Origin of the sequence: Streptomyces sp. NBC_01571, assembly GCF_026339875.1 — a bacterium.
Taxonomy (GTDB): Bacteria; Actinomycetota; Actinomycetes; order Streptomycetales; family Streptomycetaceae; genus Streptomyces.
This window is the reverse complement of record NZ_JAPEPZ010000001.1, coordinates 2,486,663-2,509,330: the sequence shown is the minus strand read 5'-3', so window position 1 is coordinate 2,509,330 and position 22,668 is coordinate 2,486,663. Positions and strand designations below refer to the sequence as shown.

Below are 22,668 nucleotides of genomic sequence, written 5' to 3'. Positions count from 1 at the left end.
CACGAGGAGCCCTCTTGCCAGACGAGGCCCAGCCACTCACCGCCGCCAAGCCCGAGCCCGCCTCGGGTGGCGCGGACACGCCCGCGAAGAGCGCCGCTCCCGGGCCGGTCGAGCACGCCCAGTCCGCGCGCGACGACAAGGCGGCCGGGCAGTCCCGCCCCAAGCCGGCCGCTCCCGAGCGCGCCGCGAGCACCCCGGCGGTCCGTTCGGCCCCGAGCCAGCCCGCGCGCACCGGTGGCTCCTCCAACCGCGTCCGCGCCCGCCTGGCGCGGCTCGGTGTGCAGCGCTCGAACCCGTACAACCCGGTCCTGGAGCCCCTGCTGCGGATAGTGCGCAGCAACGACCCCAAGATCGAGACGGCCACGCTCCGGCAGGTCGAGAAGGCCTATCAGGTCGCCGAGCGCTGGCACCGCGGCCAGAAGCGCAAGAGCGGCGACCCGTACATCACGCACCCGCTCGCCGTCACCACCATCCTGGCCGAGCTGGGCATGGACCCGGCGACACTGATGGCCGGCCTGCTGCACGACACCGTCGAGGACACCGAGTACGGCCTGGACACCCTCAAGCGCGACTTCGGCGACCAGGTCGCCCTGCTCGTCGACGGCGTGACCAAGCTGGACAAGGTCAAGTTCGGCGAGGCCGCGCAGGCCGAGACCGTGCGCAAGATGGTCGTCGCCATGGCCAAGGACCCCCGTGTCCTGGTCATCAAGCTCGCCGACCGCCTGCACAACATGCGCACCATGCGTTACCTCAAGCGCGAGAAGCAGGAGAAGAAGGCGCGCGAGACCCTGGAGATCTACGCGCCGCTCGCCCACCGCCTGGGCATGAACACCATCAAGTGGGAGCTGGAGGACCTCGCCTTCGCGATCCTCTACCCCAAGATGTACGACGAGATCGTGCGCCTGGTCGCCGAGCGCGCCCCCAAGCGCGACGAATACCTCGCCATAGTGACCGACGAGGTCCAGTCCGACCTGCGCGCGGCCCGTATCAAGGCGACCGTCACCGGCCGCCCGAAGCACTACTACAGCGTCTACCAGAAGATGATCGTCCGAGGCCGTGACTTCGCGGAGATCTACGACCTGGTGGGCATCCGTGTCCTCGTGGACACCGTCAGGGACTGCTACGCGGCCCTCGGCACCGTGCACGCGCGATGGAACCCGGTACCCGGCCGGTTCAAGGACTACATCGCGATGCCCAAGTTCAACATGTACCAGTCGCTGCACACGACGGTCATCGGTCCGAACGGCAAGCCGGTCGAACTCCAGATCAGGACGTTCGACATGCACCGCCGTGCCGAGTACGGCATCGCCGCGCACTGGAAGTACAAGCAGGAGCCCTCCGCCGGCGCCTCCAAGGTGCGCACGGACGCCCCGAAGAGCGTCAGCAAGGACAAGGACGCGGTCAACGACATGGCGTGGCTGCGCCAGTTGCTCGACTGGCAGAAGGAGACCGAGGACCCCAGCGAGTTCCTCGAGTCCCTGCGCTTCGACCTGTCCCGCAACGAGGTCTTCGTCTTCACGCCCAAGGGCGACGTCATAGCGCTCCCGGCGGGCGCGACCCCCGTGGACTTCGCGTACGCGGTCCACACGGAGGTCGGCCACCGCACCATAGGCGCACGGGTCAACGGACGCCTCGTCCCCCTCGAATCCACCCTGGACAACGGCGACTTGGTGGAGGTCTTCACCTCCAAGGCGGCCGGCGCCGGACCCTCCCGGGACTGGCTCGGCTTCGTCAAGTCCCCGCGCGCCCGCAACAAGATCCGCGCCTGGTTCTCCAAGGAACGCCGCGACGAGGCGATCGAGCAGGGCAAGGACGCCATCGCCCGCGCGATGCGCAAGCAGAACCTGCCGATCCAGCGCATCCTGACCGGCGACTCCCTGGTGACGCTCGCGCACGAGATGCGCTACCCCGACATCTCCTCGCTGTACGCGGCGATCGGTGAGGGCCATGTCGCCGCGCAGAGCGTCGTGCAGAAACTGGTGCAGGCCCTCGGCGGCGAGGAGGCGGCCACCGAGGAGATCGACGAGAGCGTCCCGCCCGCCCGCGGACGCGGCCGCAAGCGGCGCTCCAACGCCGACCCGGGTGTGGTCGTCAAGGGCGTCGACGACGTCTGGGTCAAGCTCGCGCGCTGCTGCACCCCGGTCCCCGGCGACCCCATCATCGGCTTCGTCACCCGGGGCAGCGGTGTCTCGGTCCACCGCAGCGACTGCGTCAACGTGGAGTCCCTGTCGCGCGAGCCGGAGCGCATCCTCGACGTGGAGTGGGCGCCCACCCAGTCCTCGGTCTTCCTGGTCGCCATCCAGGTGGAGGCCCTGGACCGCTCCCGGCTGCTCTCCGACGTCACCCGCGTCCTGTCCGACCAGCACGTCAACATCCTGTCCGCGGCCGTCCAGACCTCCCGCGACCGTGTCGCCACCTCACGCTTCACCTTCGAGATGGGCGACCCCAAGCACCTGGGCCACGTCCTGAAGGCGGTACGGGGCGTGGAGGGCGTGTACGACGTGTACCGGGTGACCTCGGCGCGCAGGCCGTAGTCGCGCTCGCCGGCGTACGAAAGGGGCTCCCGTACACCAGTACGGGAGCCCCTTTCGTACGCCCTTGCGCGGAGGGCGACGGCCTGCTCAGCCGCCGAACTCCTGCAGGCCCTTCAGCGCCTGGTCGAGCAGCGCCTGGCGGCCGTCGAGCTCCCGCTGGAGCTTGTCGGCCTTCGAGCTGTTGCCCGCGGAGCGCGCCGCCTCGATCTGGCCCTGGAGCTTGTCCACGGCGGCCTGCAGCTGACCGGTCAGCCCCTCGGCACGCGCGCGTGCCTCCGGGTTGGTCCGGCGCCACTCGGCCTCCTCGGACTCCTGCAGAGCCCGCTCCACCGCGTGCATCCGGCCCTCGACCTTCGGGCGGGCGTCACGCGGCACATGGCCGATGGCCTCCCAGCGCTCGTTGATCGAGCGGAAGGTGGCCCGGGCCGCCTTCAGATCCTGCACCGGGACGAGCTTCTCGGCCTCCTCGGCCAGCTCCTCCTTGAGCTTCAGGTTCTCCGACTGCTCCGCGTCCCGCTCGGCGAAGACCGAACCGCGTGCCGCGAAGAACACGTCCTGGGCGCCGCGGAAGCGGTTCCACAGGTCGTCCTCGTGCTCGCGCTGGGCGCGGCCCGCGGCCTTCCAGTCCGCCATCAGCTCGCGGTAGCGCGCCGCCGTCGGACCCCAGTCCGACGAGGCGGACAGCGACTCGGCCTCCGCGACCAGCTTCTCCTTGGTCTTGCGGGCGTCCTCGCGCTGCGCGTCCAGCGAGGCGAAGTGCGCCTTGCGGCGCTTGGAGAACGCCGAGCGCGCGTGCGAGAAGCGGTGCCACAGCTCGTCGTCCGACTTGCGGTCGAGTCGCGGCAGCCCCTTCCACGTGTCCACCAGGGAGCGCAGCCGCTCACCGGCCGCCCGCCACTGGTCGCTCTGCGCCAGCTCCTCCGCCTCGGTGACCAGCGCCTCCTTGGAGTGCCGGGCCTCGTCGGACTGCTTCGCCCGCTGAACCTTGCGCTCCTCACGGCGCGCGTCCACCGTCTCGACGAGCTTGTCCAGCCGTACCTTCAGTGCCGCCAGATCACCGACCGCGTGGTGGGCGTCCACCTGCGCGCGGATGTGGTCGATGGCGGTCTGGGCGTCCTTCGCCGACAGGTCGGTGGTCTTCACTCGCTTCTCGAGGAGGCCGATCTCCACAACCAGGCCTTCGTACTTGCGCTCGAAGTAGGCCAGCGCCTCATCGGGGGAGCCGGCCTGCCAGGAACCGACGACCTGCTCGCCGTCGGCCGTACGCACGTACACGGTCCCCGTCTCGTCGACGCGGCCCCACGGGTCGCTGCTCACAGCGCCTCCTCCACATGATGCCTGCGAGGGGCTTCAGGGCCCCCGGGCATCGTCCACAGTTTCGTCACGGCCAACATAGGCGACCGGCGGGGCGGCTGTCCGCATCCCGCGCGACCGAAGTTCCCCGGTTGACGGGTCAGGACTTCGAGACCGTAGCCTTGTTGATCACCACGGTCGCGTTCGGTGCGGTGTTGCCCGACTGAGGGTCGGCGGGCTGCGCGCCGGCGGCGGCGATCTTCTTGAGGACCTTCATCCCGGCGCCGGACACCGTCCCGAACGGTGTGTAGTCGGGCGACAGCTGACTGTCCTGGTAGACGAGGAAGAACTGGCTGCCACCTGTGTGGCGTCCCTGCTTCGTCTGGGCGTTGTACTGGTTCGCCATCGCGACGGTGCCCGCCGGATACACGTTGCCCTTGAGGCTCTTGTCCTTCAGGTTCTCGTCCGGGATCGTGTAGCCGGGGCCCCCGGCGCCGGTGCCCTGCGGGTCGCCGCACTGCAGCACGTAGATGCCGTCGGTGGTGAGCCGGTGGCACTTCGTGTGGTCGAAGTAGCCCTTGCCCGCGAGGAAGTCGAACGAGTTCACGGTGTGCGGAGCCGCCGCCGCGTTGAGCGCGATGTCCACGTCTCCGCAGGTCGTGGCCATCTTCATGGTGTAGTCCGCGGACTTGTCGATGGTCATCGCCGGCTCCTTCTTCCAGCTCAGCGACTTCACCGCGCCCGCGGCCGGCTTGTTGCACGGATCCGGCGCCTTGCTGGTCGGGGAGGCGCTCGGCGTGACCTCCGCGCCGGCGTTGGCCTTCTTGTCGTCGTTCTTGAAGACCCCGGTCGCGTACGACACCACACTGCCGACGACGACCACGCCGAGGACCGACGCGACCACCGTGTTGCGCATGTGTGACTTGCGCCGCGCGGCCGTGCGCCGCTGCTGCTGCCGCAAGAACTTCTCCCGGGCGAGCTGACGCCGCCGCTGTTCCTGGGTGACCACCGGGTTATCTCCTCGTGCGTCTCGTACGTCAAGTGGGACGCGTGCGTCTGGTGAGCCGATCGCCTGCGTGTGCCCCGTACCGTATATGGGTTGGCTGAGGAAACGGCAGCGCCGGTAGGCTCTGAATCACAGCCGCCCACCCTGTACGACACATCGCGTACGCCACCCCGAAGGACGATCGTGCTCATTGCCGGGTTCCCCGCCGGGGCCTGGGGGACCAACTGTTACCTGGTCGCCCCCGCCGCGGGTGAGGAGTGCGTGATCATCGACCCGGGCCATCAGGCCACCCAGGGAGTCGAGGACGCGCTCGAGAAGCATCGGCTCAAGCCCGTCGCGGTCATCCTCACCCACGGCCACATCGACCATGTCGCCTCGGTCGTCCCGGTGTGCGGAGCGCACGGGGTACCGGCGTGGATCCACCCCGAGGACCGGTACATGATGAGCGACCCCGAGAAGGCCCTCGGCCGGTCCATCGGCATGCCGCTGATGGGGGAGCTGACGGTGGGTGAGCCGGACGACGTCAAGGAACTGGCCGACGGTGTCGGGCTCGAGCTGGCCGGTCTGGAGCTGTCCGTCGCGCACGCGCCCGGTCATACCAAGGGGTCGGTGACCTTCCGGATGCCCGAGAGCGCGGACGTTCCGTCCGTGTTCTTCTCCGGGGATCTGCTGTTCGCCGGCTCCATCGGACGCACCGACCTGCCCGGCGGTGACATGGACGAGATGCTCGGTTCGCTGGCCCGCGTGTGCCTGCCGCTCGACGACTCGACCGTGGTGCTGTCGGGGCACGGTCCCCAGACCACCATCGGCCAGGAGCGCGCCACCAACCCGTACCTGCGGCAGGTGGCGGCAGACCGTCAAGAGCCCGGCGCGCGGCCGGCTCCCCGACGAGGAATGTGACGAGACTTTCGTGAGCACCTTCAAGGCCCCCAAGGGCACGTACGACCTGATCCCGCCGGACAGCGCGAAGTACCTCGCGGTCCGCGAGGCCATCGCGGCGCCGCTGCGCAACTCCGGCTACGGCTACATCGAGACGCCCGGCTTCGAGAGCGTCGAACTGTTCGCGCGTGGGGTCGGTGAGTCCACCGACATCGTGACCAAGGAGATGTACGCCTTCGAGACCAAGGGCGGCGACCGGCTGGCGCTGCGCCCCGAGGGCACCGCGTCCGTGCTGCGCGCCGCGCTCGAGGCGAACCTGCACAAGCTCGGCAACCTCCCCGTGAAGCTCTGGTACTCCGGCTCGTACTACCGCTACGAGCGCCCCCAGAAGGGCCGTTACCGCCACTTCTCGCAGGTCGGCGCGGAGGCCATCGGCGCGGAGGACCCGGCGCTCGACGCCGAGCTGATCATCCTGGCGGACCAGGCGTACCGGTCGCTGGGGCTGAGGAACTTCCGGATCCTTCTCAACTCGCTCGGCGACAAGGAGTGCCGTCCCGTGTACCGGGCCGCGCTCCAGGACTTCCTGCGCGGTCTCGAACTCGACGAGGACACCCTCCGCAGGGCCGAGATCAACCCCCTGCGGGTCCTCGACGACAAGCGCGACGACGTACAGAAGCAGCTGGTCGGCGCGCCGCTCCTGCGCGACTTCCTGTGCGACGCGTGCAAGGCGTACCACGAGGAGGTCCGCGAGCTGCTCACGGCCGCGGGGGTCGTCTTCGAGGACGACGCCAAGCTGGTGCGCGGTCTGGACTACTACACCCGCACCACCTTCGAGTTCGTCCACGACGGTCTCGGCTCGCAGTCCGCGGTGGGCGGCGGCGGCCGCTACGACGGGCTCTCCGAGATGATCGGCGGCCCCGAACTGCCGTCGGTCGGCTGGGCCCTGGGCGTCGACCGCACGGTGCTGGCGCTGGAGGCGGAGGGAGTGGAGCTCGAACTCCCCGCGTCCACCAGTGTGTTCGCGGTGCCGCTGGGCGAGGAGGCCCGCCGGGTGCTCTTCGCCAAGGTCACGGAGTTGCGCAAGCTGGGGATCGCCGCCGACTTCTCGTACGGCGGCAAGGGGCTCAAGGGCGCGATGAAGAACGCGAACCGGTCCGGGGCGCGCTACACGATCGTCGCCGGCGAGCGGGACCTCTCCGAGGGCGTGGTGCAGCTCAAGGACATGGAGTCCGGCGAGCAGACCCCCGTCGGCGTCAACGAGATCGTGGCGGAACTCGAGGTCCGGCTCGGCTGAGCGCGCGGTTCTCCGCCCCTGCCGGCCCCGCCCGTGAGGTGATTCCACGGGCGCGGGCGGCGGGGGCGGTGCGCGCGGCCTCGCGCACCGTCAACTCGGTGGACGCGGATTCGTCCTGCCGGACGATGCCGACCCGAGAGCGCCAGCGCGCGTCCCCGGCGCCGGGTCCGAGCCCGGGATCGAGACCTCGCCCGTGTCCCGGGCGCGGTGGCCCTGGCGGGCCTCCACCGTCGTGCCCCTGCCCGCGCCACGGGTTCCGACCAGGCCGAACACCTAGCCCCGGCGATTGCCGAGACCGACGCCGTCGACGCCGGTCGCGTCCCCGTACCGCTCGGCAGCCCTCGTACGTCCACCGCGGGCTCCGCCGCGGGCGATGTCATGGCCCCGAGCCTCCCGCCGAACCGAACGCTCCGGGACGACCGCACGTACCTCCTTATGTCCATCGAACGGTGGACACACCCGCGCGTGCGGCACAATGTCGGTGCCCGCAGGCCCTTCGAAGCTACGGAAACGGCGTGATGAGCAAGACGACAGTCAAGGACGTCTCCACCGACCCGGACCGCGTCGACGGTCCCCGGACGGTCGGCGGCAGCCGTGCGCTCGCCCTGTTGCTGATGATCACCGGTGCGGCCGGCCTGCTCGCCGCGTGGGTCATCACGATCGACAAGTTCAAGCTGCTGGAGAACCCGGACTTCGTGCCGGGATGCAGTCTGAACCCGGTCGTCTCCTGCGGCAACATCATGAAGAGCGACCAGGCCTCGGCCTTCGGGTTCCCCAATCCGATGCTGGGCCTGGTGGCGTACGGCATCGTGATCTGCGTCGGAGTGAGCCTGCTGGCGCGGGCCACCTTCCCGCGCTGGTACTGGCTGACCTTCAACGCCGGCACCCTCTTCGGCGTCGGATTCTGCACCTGGCTGCAGTTCCAGTCGCTGTACCGCATCAACTCGCTGTGCCTGTGGTGCTCGCTGGCCTGGGTCGCCACGATCATCATGTTCTGGTACGTGACCTCGTTCAACGTCCGTCACAGCTTCCTGCCCGCCCCGCGCCGGCTGAAGAGCTTCTTCGGCGAGTTCACCTGGGTCCTGCCCGTCGTGCACATCGGCATCATCGGCATGCTGATCCTGACCCGCTGGTGGGACTTCTGGACGAGCTGACAGCGCCGAGGGGATTGTCAGTGGGGTGACATAGGGTTTCGTCCGTGGAGCCCGACCTGTTCACCGCCGCAGCCGAAGAACGCCAGGAGAAGGACCCCTCCGGGAGACCCCTGGCAGTCCGGATGCGCCCGCGCACCCTCGACGAGGTCGTGGGCCAGCAACATCTGCTGAAGCCGGGCTCACCCCTGCGCAGACTGGTCGGCGAGAGCGGCGGCGGCCCCGCCGGACCGTCCTCCGTGATCCTCTGGGGCCCGCCCGGCACCGGCAAGACGACCCTGGCGTACGTGGTCTCCAAGGCCACGAACAAGCGCTTCGTGGAGCTCTCCGCGATCACCGCCGGCGTCAAGGAAGTGCGCGCCGTCATCGAGAGCGCCCGCCGCGCCACCGGAGGCTTCGGCAAGGAGACCGTCCTCTTCCTGGACGAGATCCACCGCTTCAGCAAGGCCCAGCAGGACTCCCTGCTCCCGGCCGTCGAGAACCGCTGGGTGACCCTCATCGCGGCGACCACCGAGAACCCCTACTTCTCGGTGATCTCCCCCCTGCTCTCCCGCTCCCTCCTGCTCACCCTCGAACCGCTCACCGACGACGACCTGCGCGGACTGCTGCGCCGGGCGCTCAGCGACGAGCGCGGCCTCAAGGGGTCCGTCACCCTCCCCGAGGACACCGAGCAGCACCTGATGCGGATCGCCGGCGGTGACGCCCGCCGCGCCCTGACCGCCCTGGAGGCGGCGGCGGGATCCGCGCTCGACAAGGGCGAGCCGGAGATCACCCTCCAGACCCTGGAGGAGACCGTCGACCGCGCCGCCGTCAAGTACGACCGTGACGGCGACCAGCACTACGACGTGGCGAGCGCCCTCATCAAGTCCATCCGCGGCTCGGACGTGGACGCCGCGCTGCACTACCTGGCGCGCATGATCGAGGCCGGCGAGGACCCGCGCTTCATCGCCCGCCGGCTGATGATCTCCGCCAGCGAGGACATCGGCCTGGCCGACCCGCACGCGCTGCCGACAGCCGTCGCCGCCGCCCAGGCCGTCGCCATGATCGGCTTCCCCGAGGCCGCGCTCACCCTCAGCCACGCCACCATCGCCCTGGCGCTGGCGCCGAAGTCCAATGCCGCGACGACGGCGATCGGCGCCGCCATGGAGGACGTGCGCAAGGGCCACGCGGGCCCGGTCCCGATGCACCTGCGCGACGGGCACTACAAGGGCGCGGCCAAGCTCGGGCACGCCCAGGGGTACGTGTACCCGCACGACCTGCCCGAGGGCATCGCCGCCCAGCAGTACGCCCCGGAGGAGCTCAGCGACCGGGAGTACTACACGCCGACCCGGCACGGCACGGAGGCGCGCTACGCGGACGCGGTGGAGTGGACCCGCAAGCACCTCGGTCGAGGACGCTCCTGACCACCCTGTAGGATGACGCGAAGCGCTGCGTCCCGTGTCCGGCTCCGGTCGGCACCACCAGAACGGGACATCCAGCCGGAGCCCCTGCCTCCACGGGGGGATTCCAGGAGCGTCGCGCACCGTCGAAGGTGTCGCGGGCAGCCCACCACCACCCGGTCTTCCGGGACAGGTCGGTGGGCCACTCGCGTGCTGCACGTATGTGCCCAGACCCAGGAGCGGCTGCCCGCCCCGCCCACGTGGATCCCCACAACGGCGAGGAGGGTTTCCCGGGCTGCGGATTGCGACCTCCCCTAACCCTGGTGAAGCCGTATTCGCATCGGAAACATGAGGTGTTTGGTTCATGGCGAACCAGTCCCGCCCCAAGGTCAAGAAGTCGCGTGCCCTCGGCATCGCGCTGACCCCGAAGGCCGTCAAGTACTTCGAGGCCCGCCCCTACCCGCCGGGTGAGCACGGTCGCGGCCGCAAGCAGAACTCGGACTACAAGGTCCGTCTGCTCGAGAAGCAGCGTCTGCGCGCGCAGTACGACGTGTCCGAGCGCCAGCTCGTCCGCGCCTACGAGCGTGCCTCCAAGGTCCAGGGCAAGACCGGTGAGGCCCTGATCATCGAGCTCGAGCGCCGTCTCGACGCGCTGGTCCTGCGTTCGGGCATCGCCCGCACGATCTACCAGGCCCGCCAGATGGTCGTCCACGGCCACATCGAGGTCAACGGCCAGAAGGTCGACAAGCCCTCGTTCCGCGTCCGTCCCGACGACGTCGTGATGGTCCGCGAGCGCAGCCGCAGCAAGACGCTGTTCGAGGTCTCCCGCGCCGGTGGCTTCGCCCCCGACGGTGAGACCCCGCGCTACCTCCAGGTGAACCTCGGCGCCCTGGCGTTCCGCCTGGACCGCGAGCCGAACCGCAAGGAGATCCCGGTGATCTGCGACGAGCAGCTCGTCGTCGAGTACTACGCCCGCTGATCCCCATCCCGCGGACGTAGCACCACCTGCGCGTCAGCCCGTCGTCCCGCCACCCTGCGAGGTGCGCGAGACGGCGGGCTTCTGCGTGTCCGGGGCCAGCCTGCGCGGTGCGGGCACCGCACCCAGCGGCCGCTGTCCGGGCCGCCGCAGCGCCCGCACCACTGCCGCCTCCCGGCCGAGCCGCTCCCCGGCCTGTACGCACTCCTCGTAGCGTTCGTCGCCCAGCCGCTCCCGGGCGCCCGCCTCGCACCGCTCGTGCGGCACGTTGTAGTACGCCGAGCCGAACAGCGGCAGCCCGACCGACGGCCACAGCCGGGCCGCCGCACCTTGCAGCACCGCGGCCTCGGCCGGATCGCCCTGCACCGTCGTGACCAGCGCGAGCAGCTCCAGCGCGAGGACCGTGCCGAGCAGGTCGTGGAAGGTGTGCGCGATGTCCAGGCACCGGACCAGAAGTTCCCGGGCGCGTGCCGGATCGCCCGCGGCGAGGCCCTCGTACGCCAGCACGTACAGCGCGTACGCCAGCGCCCAGCGCTCCCCGTGGTCCTCGCACACCCGGCGGACGTCCTCGCACAGCTTCACCGCCGCCGGCATGTCGCCCTGGAACGCCAGCGCCATCGCCAGCTCGACCTGCCCCATCAGTACGTTGCTGTTGAGCTCGCCGATCTCGTGATAGCGGTCGAGCGCCGAGCGCAGCAGGGTCTCCGCCCGCCGCATGTCGTCGGTGACCAGCGCGAGACAGCCGGCGCGGTGCTCGGCGTAGGCGAGCGCGGTGGGGCTGCCGGTGCGCAGCGCCTCCTCGCGGCATTCCTGGAGCGCGGTCAGCGCGGACACGGTGTCGCCCTGCAGGATCGCCACATAGCCGAGCACCCACAGGGCCTTGAGCCGCGACTGGTCACGGTCGCTGTCGAGCTCCACGCCGCGTTCCAGCCAGTGCCGCCCCTCCGCCAGCCGGCCGCAGCCCACCCAGTAGAACCACAGGCTGCCCGCGAGGTACTGGCCCAGATGCGTCTCGCCCGGCTCGGTCAGGCAGTACTCCAGGGCGTGGCGCAGATTCGGCAGCTCCTCCTCGACCCGCACGGCCACCTCGGCCTGCCGCGGCGAGAACCAGTCCAGCTCGCACCAGGTCGCCAGGCCCATGTACCAGTCGCGGTGGCGGCGGCGCAGCCGGTCCGCGTCCCCCGACGCCGCCAGCCAGTCCGCGCCGTACGCCCGGACCGAGTCCAGCATCCGGTAGCGCGGGCCCGTGGGCGTCTCCTCGCGCGCCAGTACGGACTGTGCGAGCAGCGCCCCGATCACGTCGAGGACCTGGTCGGCGTGCAGGCCGTCGCCGCCGCACACGTACTCGGCGGCCTCCAGGTCGAACCGGCCGGCGAACACCGAGAGCCGCGACCACAGCAGCCGCTCCTCGGAGGTGCACAGTTCGTGGCTCCAGCCGATCGCCGTGCGCAGTGTCTGGTGCCGGGGCAGAGCGTCCCGCCCGCCGCCCGTCAGCAGCCGGAAGCGGTCCTCGAGGCGGGCCAGCAGCTGGGCGGGGGAGAGGGCGCTCAGCCGGCCCGCGGCCAGTTCGACGGCGAGCGGGATCCCGTCGAGACGGCGGCACAGTTCCCGCACGTCCGGCCGGTTGGCGTCGTCCAGCACGAATCCGGGCACCCGGGCCGCCGCCCGCTCGTCGAACAGTTCCAGGGCCTCCGTGTCGTCCAGCGGCGCCAGTGGGAACAGCCGTTCGCCCTCGATCTCCAGCGGTCTGCGTCCCACCGCGAGGACCCGCAGTCCCGGTGTGTGCCGCAACAGCTCGCCCACCAGTGCGGCGCAGGCGTCCACCAGATGCTCGAACCCGTCGACGACCAGGAGGAGTTGGCGACCGGCGAGACGGTCGAGCAGGAGTTCGCGCGGCGCCCGCGACGTCTGGTCCGTCAGACCCAGGGCCTCCACGACCGCGTACGCGACGAGGTCCGGATCCCGTACGGCGGCCAGTTCCGCCCGCCACACGCCGTCCCGCGCGTCCGTGCGCGCCGCCGTCCGCGCGGCGAGGCGCGACTTGCCGACGCCGCCCATGCCGGTCACCGTGACCAACCGGGACCCCTCCAGCGCCTCGGCCAGCCGCGTGAGTTCGGTCGAGCGCCCGACGAACGCGTCGAGTTCCAGGGGCAGATTGCCGTGCGGCGTACCGCCGGAGGACCGGGGCCGGTCAAATTGCTGCATGGCAAACGGAGAGTACTGACTCGTATGCGTTCCGTACAATCGCTTCGTCTAATTCCGGCCTCCCCGGCCGTTAATGCGGTACGGAGCGGCGGCCCCGGCGCGATAGGGTCGGAGGACGACTTTTCGATGTTCAGGCACGTACTAGGGAGCGGGTGCGACAGTGTCCGGTGGAGAGGTGGCCGGGATCCTGGTGGCCGTCTTCTGGGCGATCCTGGTCTCGTTCCTCGCCGTCGCGCTGGCGAGGCTGGCCCAGACGCTCAGAGCGACCACCAAGCTCGTGGCGGACGTGACCGACCAGGCCGTCCCGCTGCTGGCCGACGCCTCGGAGGCGGTGCGCTCCGCACAGACCCAGATCGACCGGGTCGACGCCATCGCGTCGGACGTCCAGGAGGTCACGTCGAACGCGTCGGCGCTCTCCACGACCGTCGCCTCCACCTTCGGCGGCCCGCTGGTCAAGGTCGCGGCGTTCGGCTACGGCGTCCGCCGGGCCATCGGCGGCCGCCGAGAGAACGTGCCCCCCAAAGCGTCCCGGCGTACCGTGATCGTGGGCCGCACCGTCCCGTCCGCGCGACGGGGAAAGCGGAAGAAGGACTGACGCAGCGATGTTCCGCCGTACGTTCTGGTTCACCGCCGGCGCAGCCGCGGGCGTGTGGGCCACCACCAAGGTCAACCGCAAGCTCAAGCAGCTGACTCCCGAGAGCCTCGCCGCCCAGGCCGCGAACAAGGCGGTCGAGGCAGGGCACCGGCTCAAAGAGTTCGCGCTCGACGTCCGCGAGGGCATGGCCCAGCGGGAGGCCGAACTCGACGAGGCGCTCGGGCTGGGCGCGTCCGTCGACCGTGAACTCCCCGCCCCCAGGCGGTACGCCGCCATCGAGAACCGTAACGATCCGAGGTATGTCGAGAGGTCGACGTACTCGCACAACCGGAATGAGGACCACTGATGGAGTCGGCCGAGATTCGCCGCCGCTGGTTGAGCTTCTACGAGGAGCGCGGTCACACCGTCGTCCCCTCGGCGTCGCTCATCGCGGACGACCCGACTCTGCTCCTGGTCCCCGCGGGCATGGTCCCCTTCAAGCCGTACTTCCTCGGTGAGGTCAAGCCGCCGTGGCCGCGCGCCACCAGCGTGCAGAAGTGCGTGCGCACACCCGACATCGAAGAGGTCGGCAAGACCACCCGCCACGGCACGTTCTTCCAGATGTGCGGCAACTTCTCCTTCGGCGACTACTTCAAGGAAGGCGCCATCACCTACGCCTGGGAGCTGCTCACGCTGCCCCAGGACAAGGGTGGTTACGGGCTCGACCCCGAGCGGCTGTGGATCACGGTCTACCTCGACGACGACGAGGCCGAGTCCATCTGGCGCGACAAGATCGGTGTCCCGTCCGAGCGCATCCAGCGCCTCGGCAAGAAGGACAACTACTGGTCCATGGGCGTCCCGGGTCCCTGCGGCCCGTGCTCCGAGATCAACTACGACCGCGGTCCCGAGTTCGGTGTCGAGGGCGGCCCGGCCGTCAACGACGAGCGGTACGTGGAGATCTGGAACCTGGTCTTCATGCAGTACGAGCGCGGCGAGGGCACCTCGAAGGAGGACTTCGAGATCCTCGGCGAGCTGCCCAGCAAGAACATCGACACCGGCCTCGGCCTGGAACGCCTCGCCATGATTCTGCAGGACGTGCAGAACATGTACGAGATCGACACCTCCATGGCCGTCATCAGGAAGGCCACCGAGCTGACGGGCGTCGAGTACGGCGCCGCCCACGACTCCGACGTCTCGCTGCGGGTGGTCACCGACCACATGCGGACGTCCGTGATGCTCATCGGCGACGGCGTGAGCCCGGGCAACGAGGGCCGTGGATACGTCCTGCGCCGCATCATGCGCCGCGCCATCCGCAACATGCGGCTGCTCGGCGCCACCGGTCCCGTCGTCAAGGACCTCATCGACGTCGTGATCGAGATGATGGGTCAGCAGTACCCGGAGCTGGTGAGCGACCGCCGGCGGATCGAGACCGTGGCCCTCGCCGAGGAGGCCGCCTTCCTCAAGACGCTGAAGGCCGGCACGAACATCCTCGACACGGCCATCACGGACACCAAGGACTCCGGCGGCACGGTTCTCGCCGGCGACAAGGCCTTCCTGCTCCACGACACCTGGGGTTTCCCCATCGACCTCACCCTCGAGATGGCCGCCGAACAGGGCCTCTCCGTGGACGAGGACGGCTTCCGCCGCCTGATGAAGGAGCAGCGGGACAAGGCCAAGGCCGACGCCCGGGCCAAGAAGACCGGTCACGCCGACCTCGGCGCCTACCGGCAGATCGCCGACGCCGCCGGTGAGACCGACTTCATCGGGTACGACCGGACCGAGGGGGAGTCGACGATCGTCGGCATCCTGGTCGACGGCGTGTCGTCGCCCGCCGCCACCGAGGGCGACGAGGTCGAGATCGTCCTCGACCGCACCCCGTTCTACGCCGAGGGCGGCGGCCAGATCGGCGACACCGGGCGCATCCGGGTGGACAACGGCGCGATCGTCGAGGTCCGCGACTGCCAGAAGCCCGTCCCCGGCGTGTACGTCCACAAGGGCGTCGTCCAGGTCGGCGAGGTCACGGTCGGCGCCCAGGCCCAGGCCACCATCGACACCCGTCGGCGGACGGCCATCGCCCGCGCCCACTCGGCCACGCACCTCACCCACCAGGCCCTGCGCGACGCCCTCGGCCCGACGGCCGCCCAGGCCGGTTCCGAGAACCAGCCGGGCCGCTTCCGCTTCGACTTCGGTTCGCCCTCGGCCGTCCCCACGGCCGTCATGACCGACGTCGAGCAGAAGATTAACGAGGTGCTCGCCCGGGACCTGGACGTGCACGCCGAGATCCTGAGCCTCGACGAGGCCAAGAAGCAGGGCGCCATCGCCGAGTTCGGCGAGAAGTACGGCGAGCGCGTGCGCGTGGTGACCATCGGCGACTTCTCCAAGGAGCTGTGCGGCGGCACGCACGTCCACAACACCGCCCAGCTCGGCCTGGTCAAGCTGCTCGGCGAGTCCTCGATCGGCTCCGGTGTGCGCCGCATCGAGGCCCTGGTCGGCGTCGACGCCTACAACTTCCTCGCCAAGGAGCACACGGTCGTCGCCCAGCTCCAGGAGCTGGTCAAGGGCCGTCCGGAGGAGCTCCCGGAGAAGGTCTCCGCCATGCTCGGCAAGCTGAAGGACGCCGAGAAGGAGATCGAGAAGTTCCGCGCGGAGAAGGTCCTGCAGGCCGCCGCCGGTCTCGCCGGGTCCGCCAAGGACGTCCGCGGTGTCGCTCTGGTCACCGGCCAGGTCCCGGACGGCACGGGAGCGGACGACCTGCGCAAGCTGGTCCTCGACGTACGGGGCCGCATCCAGGGCGGCCGGGCCGTCGTGGTGGCCCTGTTCACCACCGCGGGCGGCAAGCCGCTCACGGTCATCGCCACCAACGAGGCGGCCCGCGAGCGCGGTCTCAAGGCCGGCGACCTGGTCCGTACGGCCGCCAAGACCCTCGGCGGCGGCGGTGGCGGCAAGCCGGACGTCGCGCAGGGCGGCGGCCAGAACCCGGCCGCCATCGGTGAGGCCATGGACGCCGTCGAACGCCTGGTCGGCGAGACGGCCAAGTGAGCGCGGACGGGCACGTGAGCACGGACGGTCCGGGCAGCGGGGACGGCCGGGGCATGCGCCGCGGCCGTCGGCTCGCGATCGACGTCGGGGACGCGCGGATCGGGGTCGCCTCGTGCGACCCCGACGGGATCCTCGCGACTCCGGTCGAGACCGTACCGGGACGGGACGTGCCCGCCGCCCAGCGCCGCCTGAGGCAGCTGGTCGAGGAGTACGAGCCGATCGAGGTCGTCGTCGGACTGCCTCGCTCCCTCAAGGGGGGCGAGGGTCCGGCCGCCGTGAAGGTCCGTGGTTTCGCCCAGGACCTCGCCCGGTCGATCGCGCCGGTCGCGGTGAGACTCCTCGACGAGAGAATGACCACGGTGACGGCCAGTCAGGGACTGCGTGCCTCGGGCGTGAAGTCCAAGAAGGGCAGGTCGGTCATCGATCAGGCGGCCGCTGTGATCATCCTTCAACAGGCCTTGGAATCCGAACGGGTGTCAGGTAATCCACCTGGCGAGGGCGTCGAAGTGGTCATCTGATCGCGATACGGTAACGTTCCGCGCGATGTGGTGGTGTTCGAACAGCCACCGCACAGCAAAAGAGGCGAAACGGGAGCCGAGCCACAGCGCCAGCAGCCACCGCCTCGCGGCTCTAGGGGATCGATGACTGAGTATGGCCGGGGCCCAGGCTCCGAACCGTGGCATCCGGAGGACCCGTTGTACGGGGACGGCGGATGGGGAGGACAGGCCGCCGACGGCCAGTCCCCCTACGGCGGCCAGCCGCAGCACAATCCGCAGCAGCCGCAACAGCAGCAGGCGCAGTACGGCGACTGGAGCGAGGGTCAGCAGGGCGGCTACGGCCAGCAGCAGTTCGATGCCGCGGGCCCGCAGCACCCGGGACAGCAGCAGTACCACGACCAGGGACAGCAGCAGTACGGCGGTCAGGGGCAGCAGCCGTACGCGGGGCAGTACACCGGCCACGACCAGCAGCAGTACGTCGACCCGGCCCAGCAGCAGTACCTCGGCCAGGACCAGCAGCAGTACCACGACGGCGGCTGGGACAACGGGACCCAGCAGCACCAGGTCGCGTACGCTCCCGACCCGACCGACCCCTACGCGAACCAGGCCGCCGCCTACGGTGGTGAGCAGCCCGACTTCTACAACACCCCCGACGCGTACCCGCCGCCCGAACCGCCCGCGCGCCGCCGCGCCGAGCCCGAACCGGCCCCGACCGACTGGGATCCGGGTCCGGACCAGGGCGAGCACGCCTTCTTCGCGGGCGACGACGAAGACTCCGAGGACGACGATCCGAAAGCCGGCCGCGGCGACCGGAAGGGCCGGGGCGGCAAAGGCGGCACGACCAAGAAGCGCCGCAGCGGCTGCGCCTGCCTGGTGGTCGTGCTCGTCTTCGGCGGTGGGGTCGGCGGTGTCGGATACTTCGGCTACCAGTTCTACCAAAAACGTTTCGGCCCGGCTCCGGACTACGTGGGCGACGGCACCGGCGAGGTGACGGTCAACATCCCCAAGGGCGCGGGCGGTTTCGCTATCGGGCAGGCGCTGAAACAGGCCGGCGTCATCAAGAGCGTCGACGCCTTCGTGTCCGCCCAGCAGACCAACCCCGACGGGACGAAGATCCAGGCCGGGGCCTATCTGCTGAAGAAAGAGATGTCGGCCGCCAGCGCCGTCAAGCTCATGCTCGACCCCAAGAGCCAGAACAACGTGGTCGTGGCTCCCGGCGAGCGCACTGTCACCATCTACAAGAAGATCGACGAGAAGCTCTCCCTTCCCGAAGGCACCACCGCCAAGGTGGCCAGGAAGGAATACAAGAGCTTCGGACTGCCCAGCTGGGCGAACAACAACAAGGAGATCAAGGAACCGCTGGAAGGATTCCTCTACCCGGCGACCTACCCGGCCGCCAAGGGGATGAAGCCCGAGGCCGTTCTGAAGCAGATGGTCGCGCAGGCCGTGGAGAACTACAGGAAGCTGAACCTCGAGGCGAAGGCCAAGGAATTCGACCTCGCCGACCCGCTGCAGCTCGTCACGGTCGCGAGCCTGGTCCAGGCCGAGGGCAAGACCCACGACGACTTCCGCAAGATGGCCGAGGTGATCTACAACCGCCTCAAGTCGACGAACACGGAGACCAACCAGCTGCTCCAGTTCGACTCGACCTTCAATTACCTGAAGGGCCAGAGCAACATCCACATCAGCGAGTCCGAGATCAACAGCAACAAGGACCCGTACAACACCTATACGAGCAAGGGCCTGCCGCCCGGTCCCATCGGAAACCCCGGCGACGACGCGTTCAAGGCGGCGCTGAACCCGACGGACGACGGCTGGATCTACTTCGTGGCGACCGACGGCCAGAACAACACCGAATTCGCCAAGACCTATGCCGAATTCCAGAGGCTCAAGGAAAAGTTCAATGAGAGTTCGGGCCGCTGACGCCCGGCGGGCGGCGGTCCTCGGTTCGCCGATCGCCCATTCCCTCTCGCCGGTGCTGCACCGCGCCGCGTACCGGGAACTGGGACTCGACGACTGGTCCTACGACCGCTTCGAGGTCGACGAGGAGAGGCTGCCCGGCTTCCTGGAGGAGCTCGGCGGCGAATGGGCGGGCCTCTCGCTGACCATGCCGCTCAAGCGGGCCGTCATCCCGCTGCTCGACGGGATCAGTGAGACGGCTGCCTCCGTCGAGGCGGTCAACACCGTCGTCCTCACCGACGACGGACGTCGCCTCGGGGACAACACCGACATCCCGGGGATGGTCGCCGCGTTGCGTGAGCACGGCATCGAGCAGGTGGAGTCCGCCGCCGTCCTGGGCGCCGGGGCCACCGCCTCGTCCGCGCTGGCCGCGCTGGCACGCATCTGCACCGGAGAAGTCGTCGCGTACGTTCGCAGCGCCGAGCGCGCCGCCGAGATGCTTCAGTGGGGCGAACGGCTCGACGTGACGGTCCGTATCGCGGACTGGGCGGACGCCGAGCGGGCCCTGCGCGCCCCGCTGGTGATCGCCACGACCCCGGCGGGTACCACGGACGCGCTGGCCGCCGCCGTCCCCGAGCGCCCCGCGACCCTCTTCGACGTGCTCTACGACCCGTGGCCCACCGAACTCGCCGCCCGCTGGTCGGCGTACGGCGGCGCCGTCGTCGGCGGCCTCGACCTGCTCGTGCACCAGGCCGTGCTGCAGGTCGAGCAGATGACCGGACGCTCCCCGGCCCCCCTGGGCGCCATGCGCAAGGCGGGCGAGCACGCGCTCGCCAGACGCTGAACACCTCGTCCGGTCCGGCCGAGCACCCTCCGGCCGGACCGGGCACGTCCGTCTGATGGACCTGAGGCCGGACGGGGGGCCCGGCCATGGGAGGATCGGGGGTGGCGGGCCAGGGCCGCGCACCCGGTCGCGCCGTCGCCGTACGCAAGGACGCGTGTACGCAGCAGCAGTACCAGGGCGCGAGCATGAGGAGCACCGTTGAGCAGGTTGCGCTGGCTGACCGCGGGGGAATCCCACGGTCCCGCACTTGTCGCGACGCTGGAGGGTCTTCCCGCCGGCGTTCCGATCACCACGGACATGGTGGCGGACCACCTCGCCCGGCGGCGCCTGGGCTATGGACGCGGTGCCCGGATGAAGTTCGAGCGTGACGAGGTCACCTTCCTGGGCGGAGTCCGGCACGGGCTCACCCTCGGCTCGCCGGTGGCCGTCATGGTCGGCAACACCGAGTGGCCCAAGTGGGAGCAGGTCATGGCGGCCGACCCGGTCGCCCCGGAGATCCTCGCCGACCTCGCCCGCAACGCCCCGCTGACCCGGCCCCGGCCCGGCCACGCCGACCTCGCGGGCATGCAGAAGTACGGCTTCGACGAGGCCCGCCCGATCCTGGAGCGCGCCTCCGCCCGGGAGACCGCCGCCCGCGTGGCCCTGGGCGCGGTGGCCCGCTCGTACCTCAAGGAGACGGCCGGGATCGAGATCGTCTCGCACGTCGTCGAGCTCGCCGCGGCGAAGGCACCGTACGGCGTCTACCCCAGGCCCTCCGACGTCGAGAAGCTCGACGCCGACCCGGTGCGCTGCCTCGACAGCGACGCGTCGAAGGCGATGGTCGCGGAGATCGACCAGGCCCACAAGGACGGCGACACGCTCGGCGGGGTCGTCGAGGTGCTCGCGTACGGCGTGCCCGTGGGCCTCGGCTCCCACGTCCACTGGGACCGGCGGCTCGACGCCCGGCTCGCCGCCGCGCTCATGGGCATCCAGGCCATCAAGGGCGTCGAGGTCGGAGACGGCTTCGAACTGGCCCGGGTGCCCGGCTCCAAGGCCCACGACGAGATCGTGCACAGCGAGGACGGCATCCGCCGCACCACCGGCCGCTCCGGCGGCACCGAGGGCGGTCTGACCACCGGCGAACTGCTGCGCGTCCGCGCCGCGATGAAGCCGATCGCGACCGTGCCGCGCGCGCTGGCCACCATCGACGTGGCCACCGGAGAGGCCGCCAAGGCCCACCACCAGCGCTCCGACGTGTGCGCGGTCCCGGCCGCGGGCATCGTCGCCGAGGCCATGGTCGCCCTGGTCCTCGCGGACGCGGTGGCGGAGAAGTTCGGCGGCGACAGCGTCCCCGAGACGCGGCGCAACGTCGAGTCGTACCTCGAGAACCTGGTCGTACGGTGACCGCGGGACCGCTGGTCGTGCTCGTCGGCCCGATGGGGGTCGGCAAGACCACGGTGGGCGCGCTGCTCGCCGACCGGCTCGGCTGCGCCTACCGGGACACCGACGACGACATCGTGGCCGAACAGGGCCGCACCATCGCCGACATCTTCGTCGACGACGGCGAGCCGGCCTTCCGCGCCATCGAGAAGAGCGCGGTCGGCCGCGCGCTGGCCGGCTACGACGGCGTACTGGCGCTCGGCGGCGGCTCGATCCTCGACGAGGACACGCGCACGCTGCTCACCGGGCACCGGGTCGTCTACCTCTCGATGGAGGTCGACGAGGCGGTCCAGCGCACCGGCCTGAACGTGGCCCGGCCGCTGCTCGCCGTCAACCCGCGGCGGCAGTGGCGCGAGCTGATGGAGGCACGGCGCCACCTGTACACCGAAGTCGCCAGCGCGGTCGTGCCCACGGACGGCCGCACCCCCGAAGAGGTCGCCCAAGCCGTCCTCGACGCACTGGAGTTGAAGGAAGCATGAGCGAGGCAGTGACGCGTATCCAGGTCGGCGGCACCGCGGGCACCGACCCCTACGAGGTCCTGGTCGGCCGGCAGCTCCTCGGCGAGCTCGGCGGACTGATCGGCGACCGGGCCAAGCGCGTCGCGGTCGTCCACCCCGAGGCGCTCGCCGAGACCGGTGAGGCGCTGCGCGCCGATCTGGCCGGGCAGGGGTTCGAGGCCGTCGCCATCCAGGTGCCGAACGCCGAGGAGGCCAAGACCGCAGAGGTCGCCGCCTACTGCTGGAAGGCGCTGGGCCAGTCCGGCTTCACCCGTACCGACGTGATCGTCGGCGTGGGCGGCGGCGCCACCACCGACCTGGCCGGTTTCGTCGCGGCGACCTGGCTGCGCGGGGTGCGCTGGATCGCCGTCCCCACCACCGTGCTCGGCATGGTGGACGCGGCGGTCGGTGGCAAGACCGGTATCAACACCGCAGAGGGAAAGAACCTCGTCGGCGCCTTCCACCCGCCCGCGGGCGTGCTCTGCGACCTGGCCGCGCTCGACTCGCTGCCGGTCAACGACTTCGTCTCCGGCCTCGCCGAGATCATCAAGGCCGGCTTCATCGCCGACCCGGCGATCCTGGAGCTCATCGAGTCCGACCCGGAGGCGGCCCGCACACCCGCGGGCCCGCACACCGCCGAGCTGATCGAGCGCTCCATCAAGGTCAAGGCCGAGGTCGTCTCCGGCGACCTCAGGGAGTCGGGGCTGCGCGAGATCCTCAACTACGGGCACACCCTCGCGCACGCCATCGAGAAGAACGAGCGCTACAAGTGGCGGCACGGCGCCGCCGTCGCCGTCGGCATGCACTTCGCCGCCGAACTCGGCCGGCTCGCGGGCCGGCTGGACGACGCGACCGCCGACCGGCACCGCACGATCCTCGAATCCGTGGGTCTCCCGCTGAGCTACCGCCACGACCAGTGGCCCAAGCTCCTGGAGAACATGAAGGTCGACAAGAAGTCGCGCGGCGACCTGCTGCGCTTCATCGTCCTCGACGGGCTGGCCAAGCCGACCGTCCTGGAGGGTCCCGACCCGGCCGTGCTCCTCGCCGCGTACGGCGAAGTGGGGGAGTAACGCCCAACGGGCCCTCACTTGGGCAGGTTTGCCCTCGCCTCATGGGCACTTCCCGCCTTTCCCGGCCGTTCACACAACGGCGGCCGGGGAAGGTACCGTTCGGTAGGGGCGC

General features: G+C 70.3%; 18 protein-coding genes. 15 read left to right on the top strand and 3 right to left on the bottom strand.

The window, feature by feature from the left end; genetic code table 11:
* Nucleotides 1-14 precede the first annotated feature (14 nt).
* On the top strand, nucleotides 15-2,534 hold the full coding sequence (locus tag OHB41_RS11260; protein WP_266697726.1) for a RelA/SpoT family protein: 2,520 nt from the start codon (nucleotides 15-17) through the stop codon (nucleotides 2,532-2,534).
* 87 nt (nucleotides 2,535-2,621) lie between these two features.
* On the opposite strand, the gene OHB41_RS11255 is transcribed toward OHB41_RS11260, so the two are convergent.
* Together OHB41_RS11255 and OHB41_RS11250 are read right to left on the bottom strand one after the other, a co-directional pair.
* Nucleotides 2,622-3,851, bottom strand: coding sequence for a DUF349 domain-containing protein (locus OHB41_RS11255; RefSeq protein ID WP_266697724.1), 1,230 nt, complete (start codon nucleotides 3,849-3,851; stop codon nucleotides 2,622-2,624).
* A 136-nt stretch (nucleotides 3,852-3,987) separates the two neighbouring features.
* Nucleotides 3,988-4,836, bottom strand: coding sequence for a peptidylprolyl isomerase (locus tag OHB41_RS11250; protein WP_266697723.1), 849 nt, complete (start codon nucleotides 4,834-4,836; stop codon nucleotides 3,988-3,990).
* A gap of 180 nt (nucleotides 4,837-5,016) precedes the next feature.
* Between OHB41_RS11250 and OHB41_RS11245 the strand changes: the two genes are divergently transcribed.
* From OHB41_RS11245 to rpsD, 5 genes are all read left to right on the top strand, one after another.
* A complete protein-coding gene (locus tag OHB41_RS11245) occupies nucleotides 5,017-5,733 on the top strand; it encodes an MBL fold metallo-hydrolase (protein ID WP_266697722.1) in 717 nt (238 codons plus the stop codon).
* A 10-nt stretch (nucleotides 5,734-5,743) separates the two neighbouring features.
* On the top strand, nucleotides 5,744-7,006 hold the full coding sequence (gene hisS, locus OHB41_RS11240; RefSeq protein WP_266697721.1) for a histidine--tRNA ligase: 1,263 nt from the start codon (nucleotides 5,744-5,746) through the stop codon (nucleotides 7,004-7,006).
* A gap of 518 nt (nucleotides 7,007-7,524) precedes the next feature.
* A complete protein-coding gene (locus tag OHB41_RS11230) occupies nucleotides 7,525-8,160 on the top strand; it encodes a vitamin K epoxide reductase family protein (RefSeq protein ID WP_266697720.1) in 636 nt (211 codons plus the stop codon).
* A gap of 44 nt (nucleotides 8,161-8,204) precedes the next feature.
* Nucleotides 8,205-9,560, top strand: a complete 1,356-nt coding sequence (locus OHB41_RS11225) for a replication-associated recombination protein A (protein WP_266697719.1) — start codon at nucleotides 8,205-8,207, stop codon at nucleotides 9,558-9,560.
* Between the two features lie 340 nt (nucleotides 9,561-9,900).
* A complete protein-coding gene (gene rpsD / locus OHB41_RS11220) occupies nucleotides 9,901-10,515 on the top strand; it encodes a 30S ribosomal protein S4 (RefSeq protein ID WP_153291663.1) in 615 nt (204 codons plus the stop codon).
* Between the two features lie 33 nt (nucleotides 10,516-10,548).
* On the opposite strand, the gene OHB41_RS11215 is transcribed toward rpsD, so the two are convergent.
* Nucleotides 10,549-12,717: an ATP-binding protein gene (locus OHB41_RS11215; RefSeq protein ID WP_266697718.1), complete on the bottom strand. Its 2,169-nt coding sequence runs from the start codon at nucleotides 12,715-12,717 to the stop codon at nucleotides 10,549-10,551.
* A 160-nt stretch (nucleotides 12,718-12,877) separates the two neighbouring features.
* Between OHB41_RS11215 and OHB41_RS11210 the strand changes: the two genes are divergently transcribed.
* From OHB41_RS11210 to aroB, 9 genes are all read left to right on the top strand, one after another.
* Nucleotides 12,878-13,312, top strand: a complete 435-nt coding sequence (locus OHB41_RS11210; RefSeq protein ID WP_266697717.1) for a DUF948 domain-containing protein — start codon at nucleotides 12,878-12,880, stop codon at nucleotides 13,310-13,312.
* A gap of 7 nt (nucleotides 13,313-13,319) precedes the next feature.
* Complete coding sequence (locus tag OHB41_RS11205) at nucleotides 13,320-13,658, top strand: DUF6167 family protein (RefSeq protein ID WP_266697716.1); 339 nt, start codon at nucleotides 13,320-13,322, stop codon at nucleotides 13,656-13,658.
* Nucleotides 13,658-16,330 (top strand): alanine--tRNA ligase, encoded by a 2,673-nt coding sequence (gene alaS, locus OHB41_RS11200; RefSeq protein ID WP_266697715.1) that lies wholly within the window; start codon nucleotides 13,658-13,660, stop codon nucleotides 16,328-16,330. Before OHB41_RS11205 ends, alaS begins: the two co-directional genes overlap by 1 nt.
* A 53-nt stretch (nucleotides 16,331-16,383) precedes the next feature.
* The gene (gene ruvX / locus OHB41_RS11195) at nucleotides 16,384-16,848 is read left to right on the top strand and encodes a Holliday junction resolvase RuvX (protein WP_266705777.1); all 465 of its coding nucleotides are present in this window, start codon (nucleotides 16,384-16,386) and stop codon (nucleotides 16,846-16,848) included.
* A gap of 123 nt (nucleotides 16,849-16,971) precedes the next feature.
* Nucleotides 16,972-18,750 carry an endolytic transglycosylase MltG gene (gene mltG, locus OHB41_RS11190; RefSeq protein WP_266697714.1) on the top strand — a complete coding sequence of 593 codons (1,779 nt, stop codon included), beginning with the start codon at nucleotides 16,972-16,974 and terminating at the stop codon, nucleotides 18,748-18,750.
* A complete protein-coding gene (locus OHB41_RS11185) occupies nucleotides 18,731-19,570 on the top strand; it encodes a shikimate dehydrogenase (RefSeq protein WP_266697713.1) in 840 nt (279 codons plus the stop codon). Before mltG ends, OHB41_RS11185 begins: the two co-directional genes overlap by 20 nt.
* Before the next feature lie 198 nt (nucleotides 19,571-19,768).
* The gene (gene aroC, locus OHB41_RS11180) at nucleotides 19,769-20,953 is read left to right on the top strand and encodes a chorismate synthase (protein ID WP_266697712.1); all 1,185 of its coding nucleotides are present in this window, start codon (nucleotides 19,769-19,771) and stop codon (nucleotides 20,951-20,953) included.
* Nucleotides 20,950-21,468: a shikimate kinase gene (locus OHB41_RS11175; RefSeq protein ID WP_266697711.1), complete on the top strand. Its 519-nt coding sequence runs from the start codon at nucleotides 20,950-20,952 to the stop codon at nucleotides 21,466-21,468. The genes aroC and OHB41_RS11175 overlap by 4 nt, the downstream gene beginning before the upstream one ends.
* Nucleotides 21,465-22,556, top strand: a complete 1,092-nt coding sequence (gene aroB, locus OHB41_RS11170; protein WP_266697710.1) for a 3-dehydroquinate synthase — start codon at nucleotides 21,465-21,467, stop codon at nucleotides 22,554-22,556. The genes OHB41_RS11175 and aroB overlap by 4 nt, the downstream gene beginning before the upstream one ends.
* Nucleotides 22,557-22,668 lie beyond the last annotated feature (112 nt).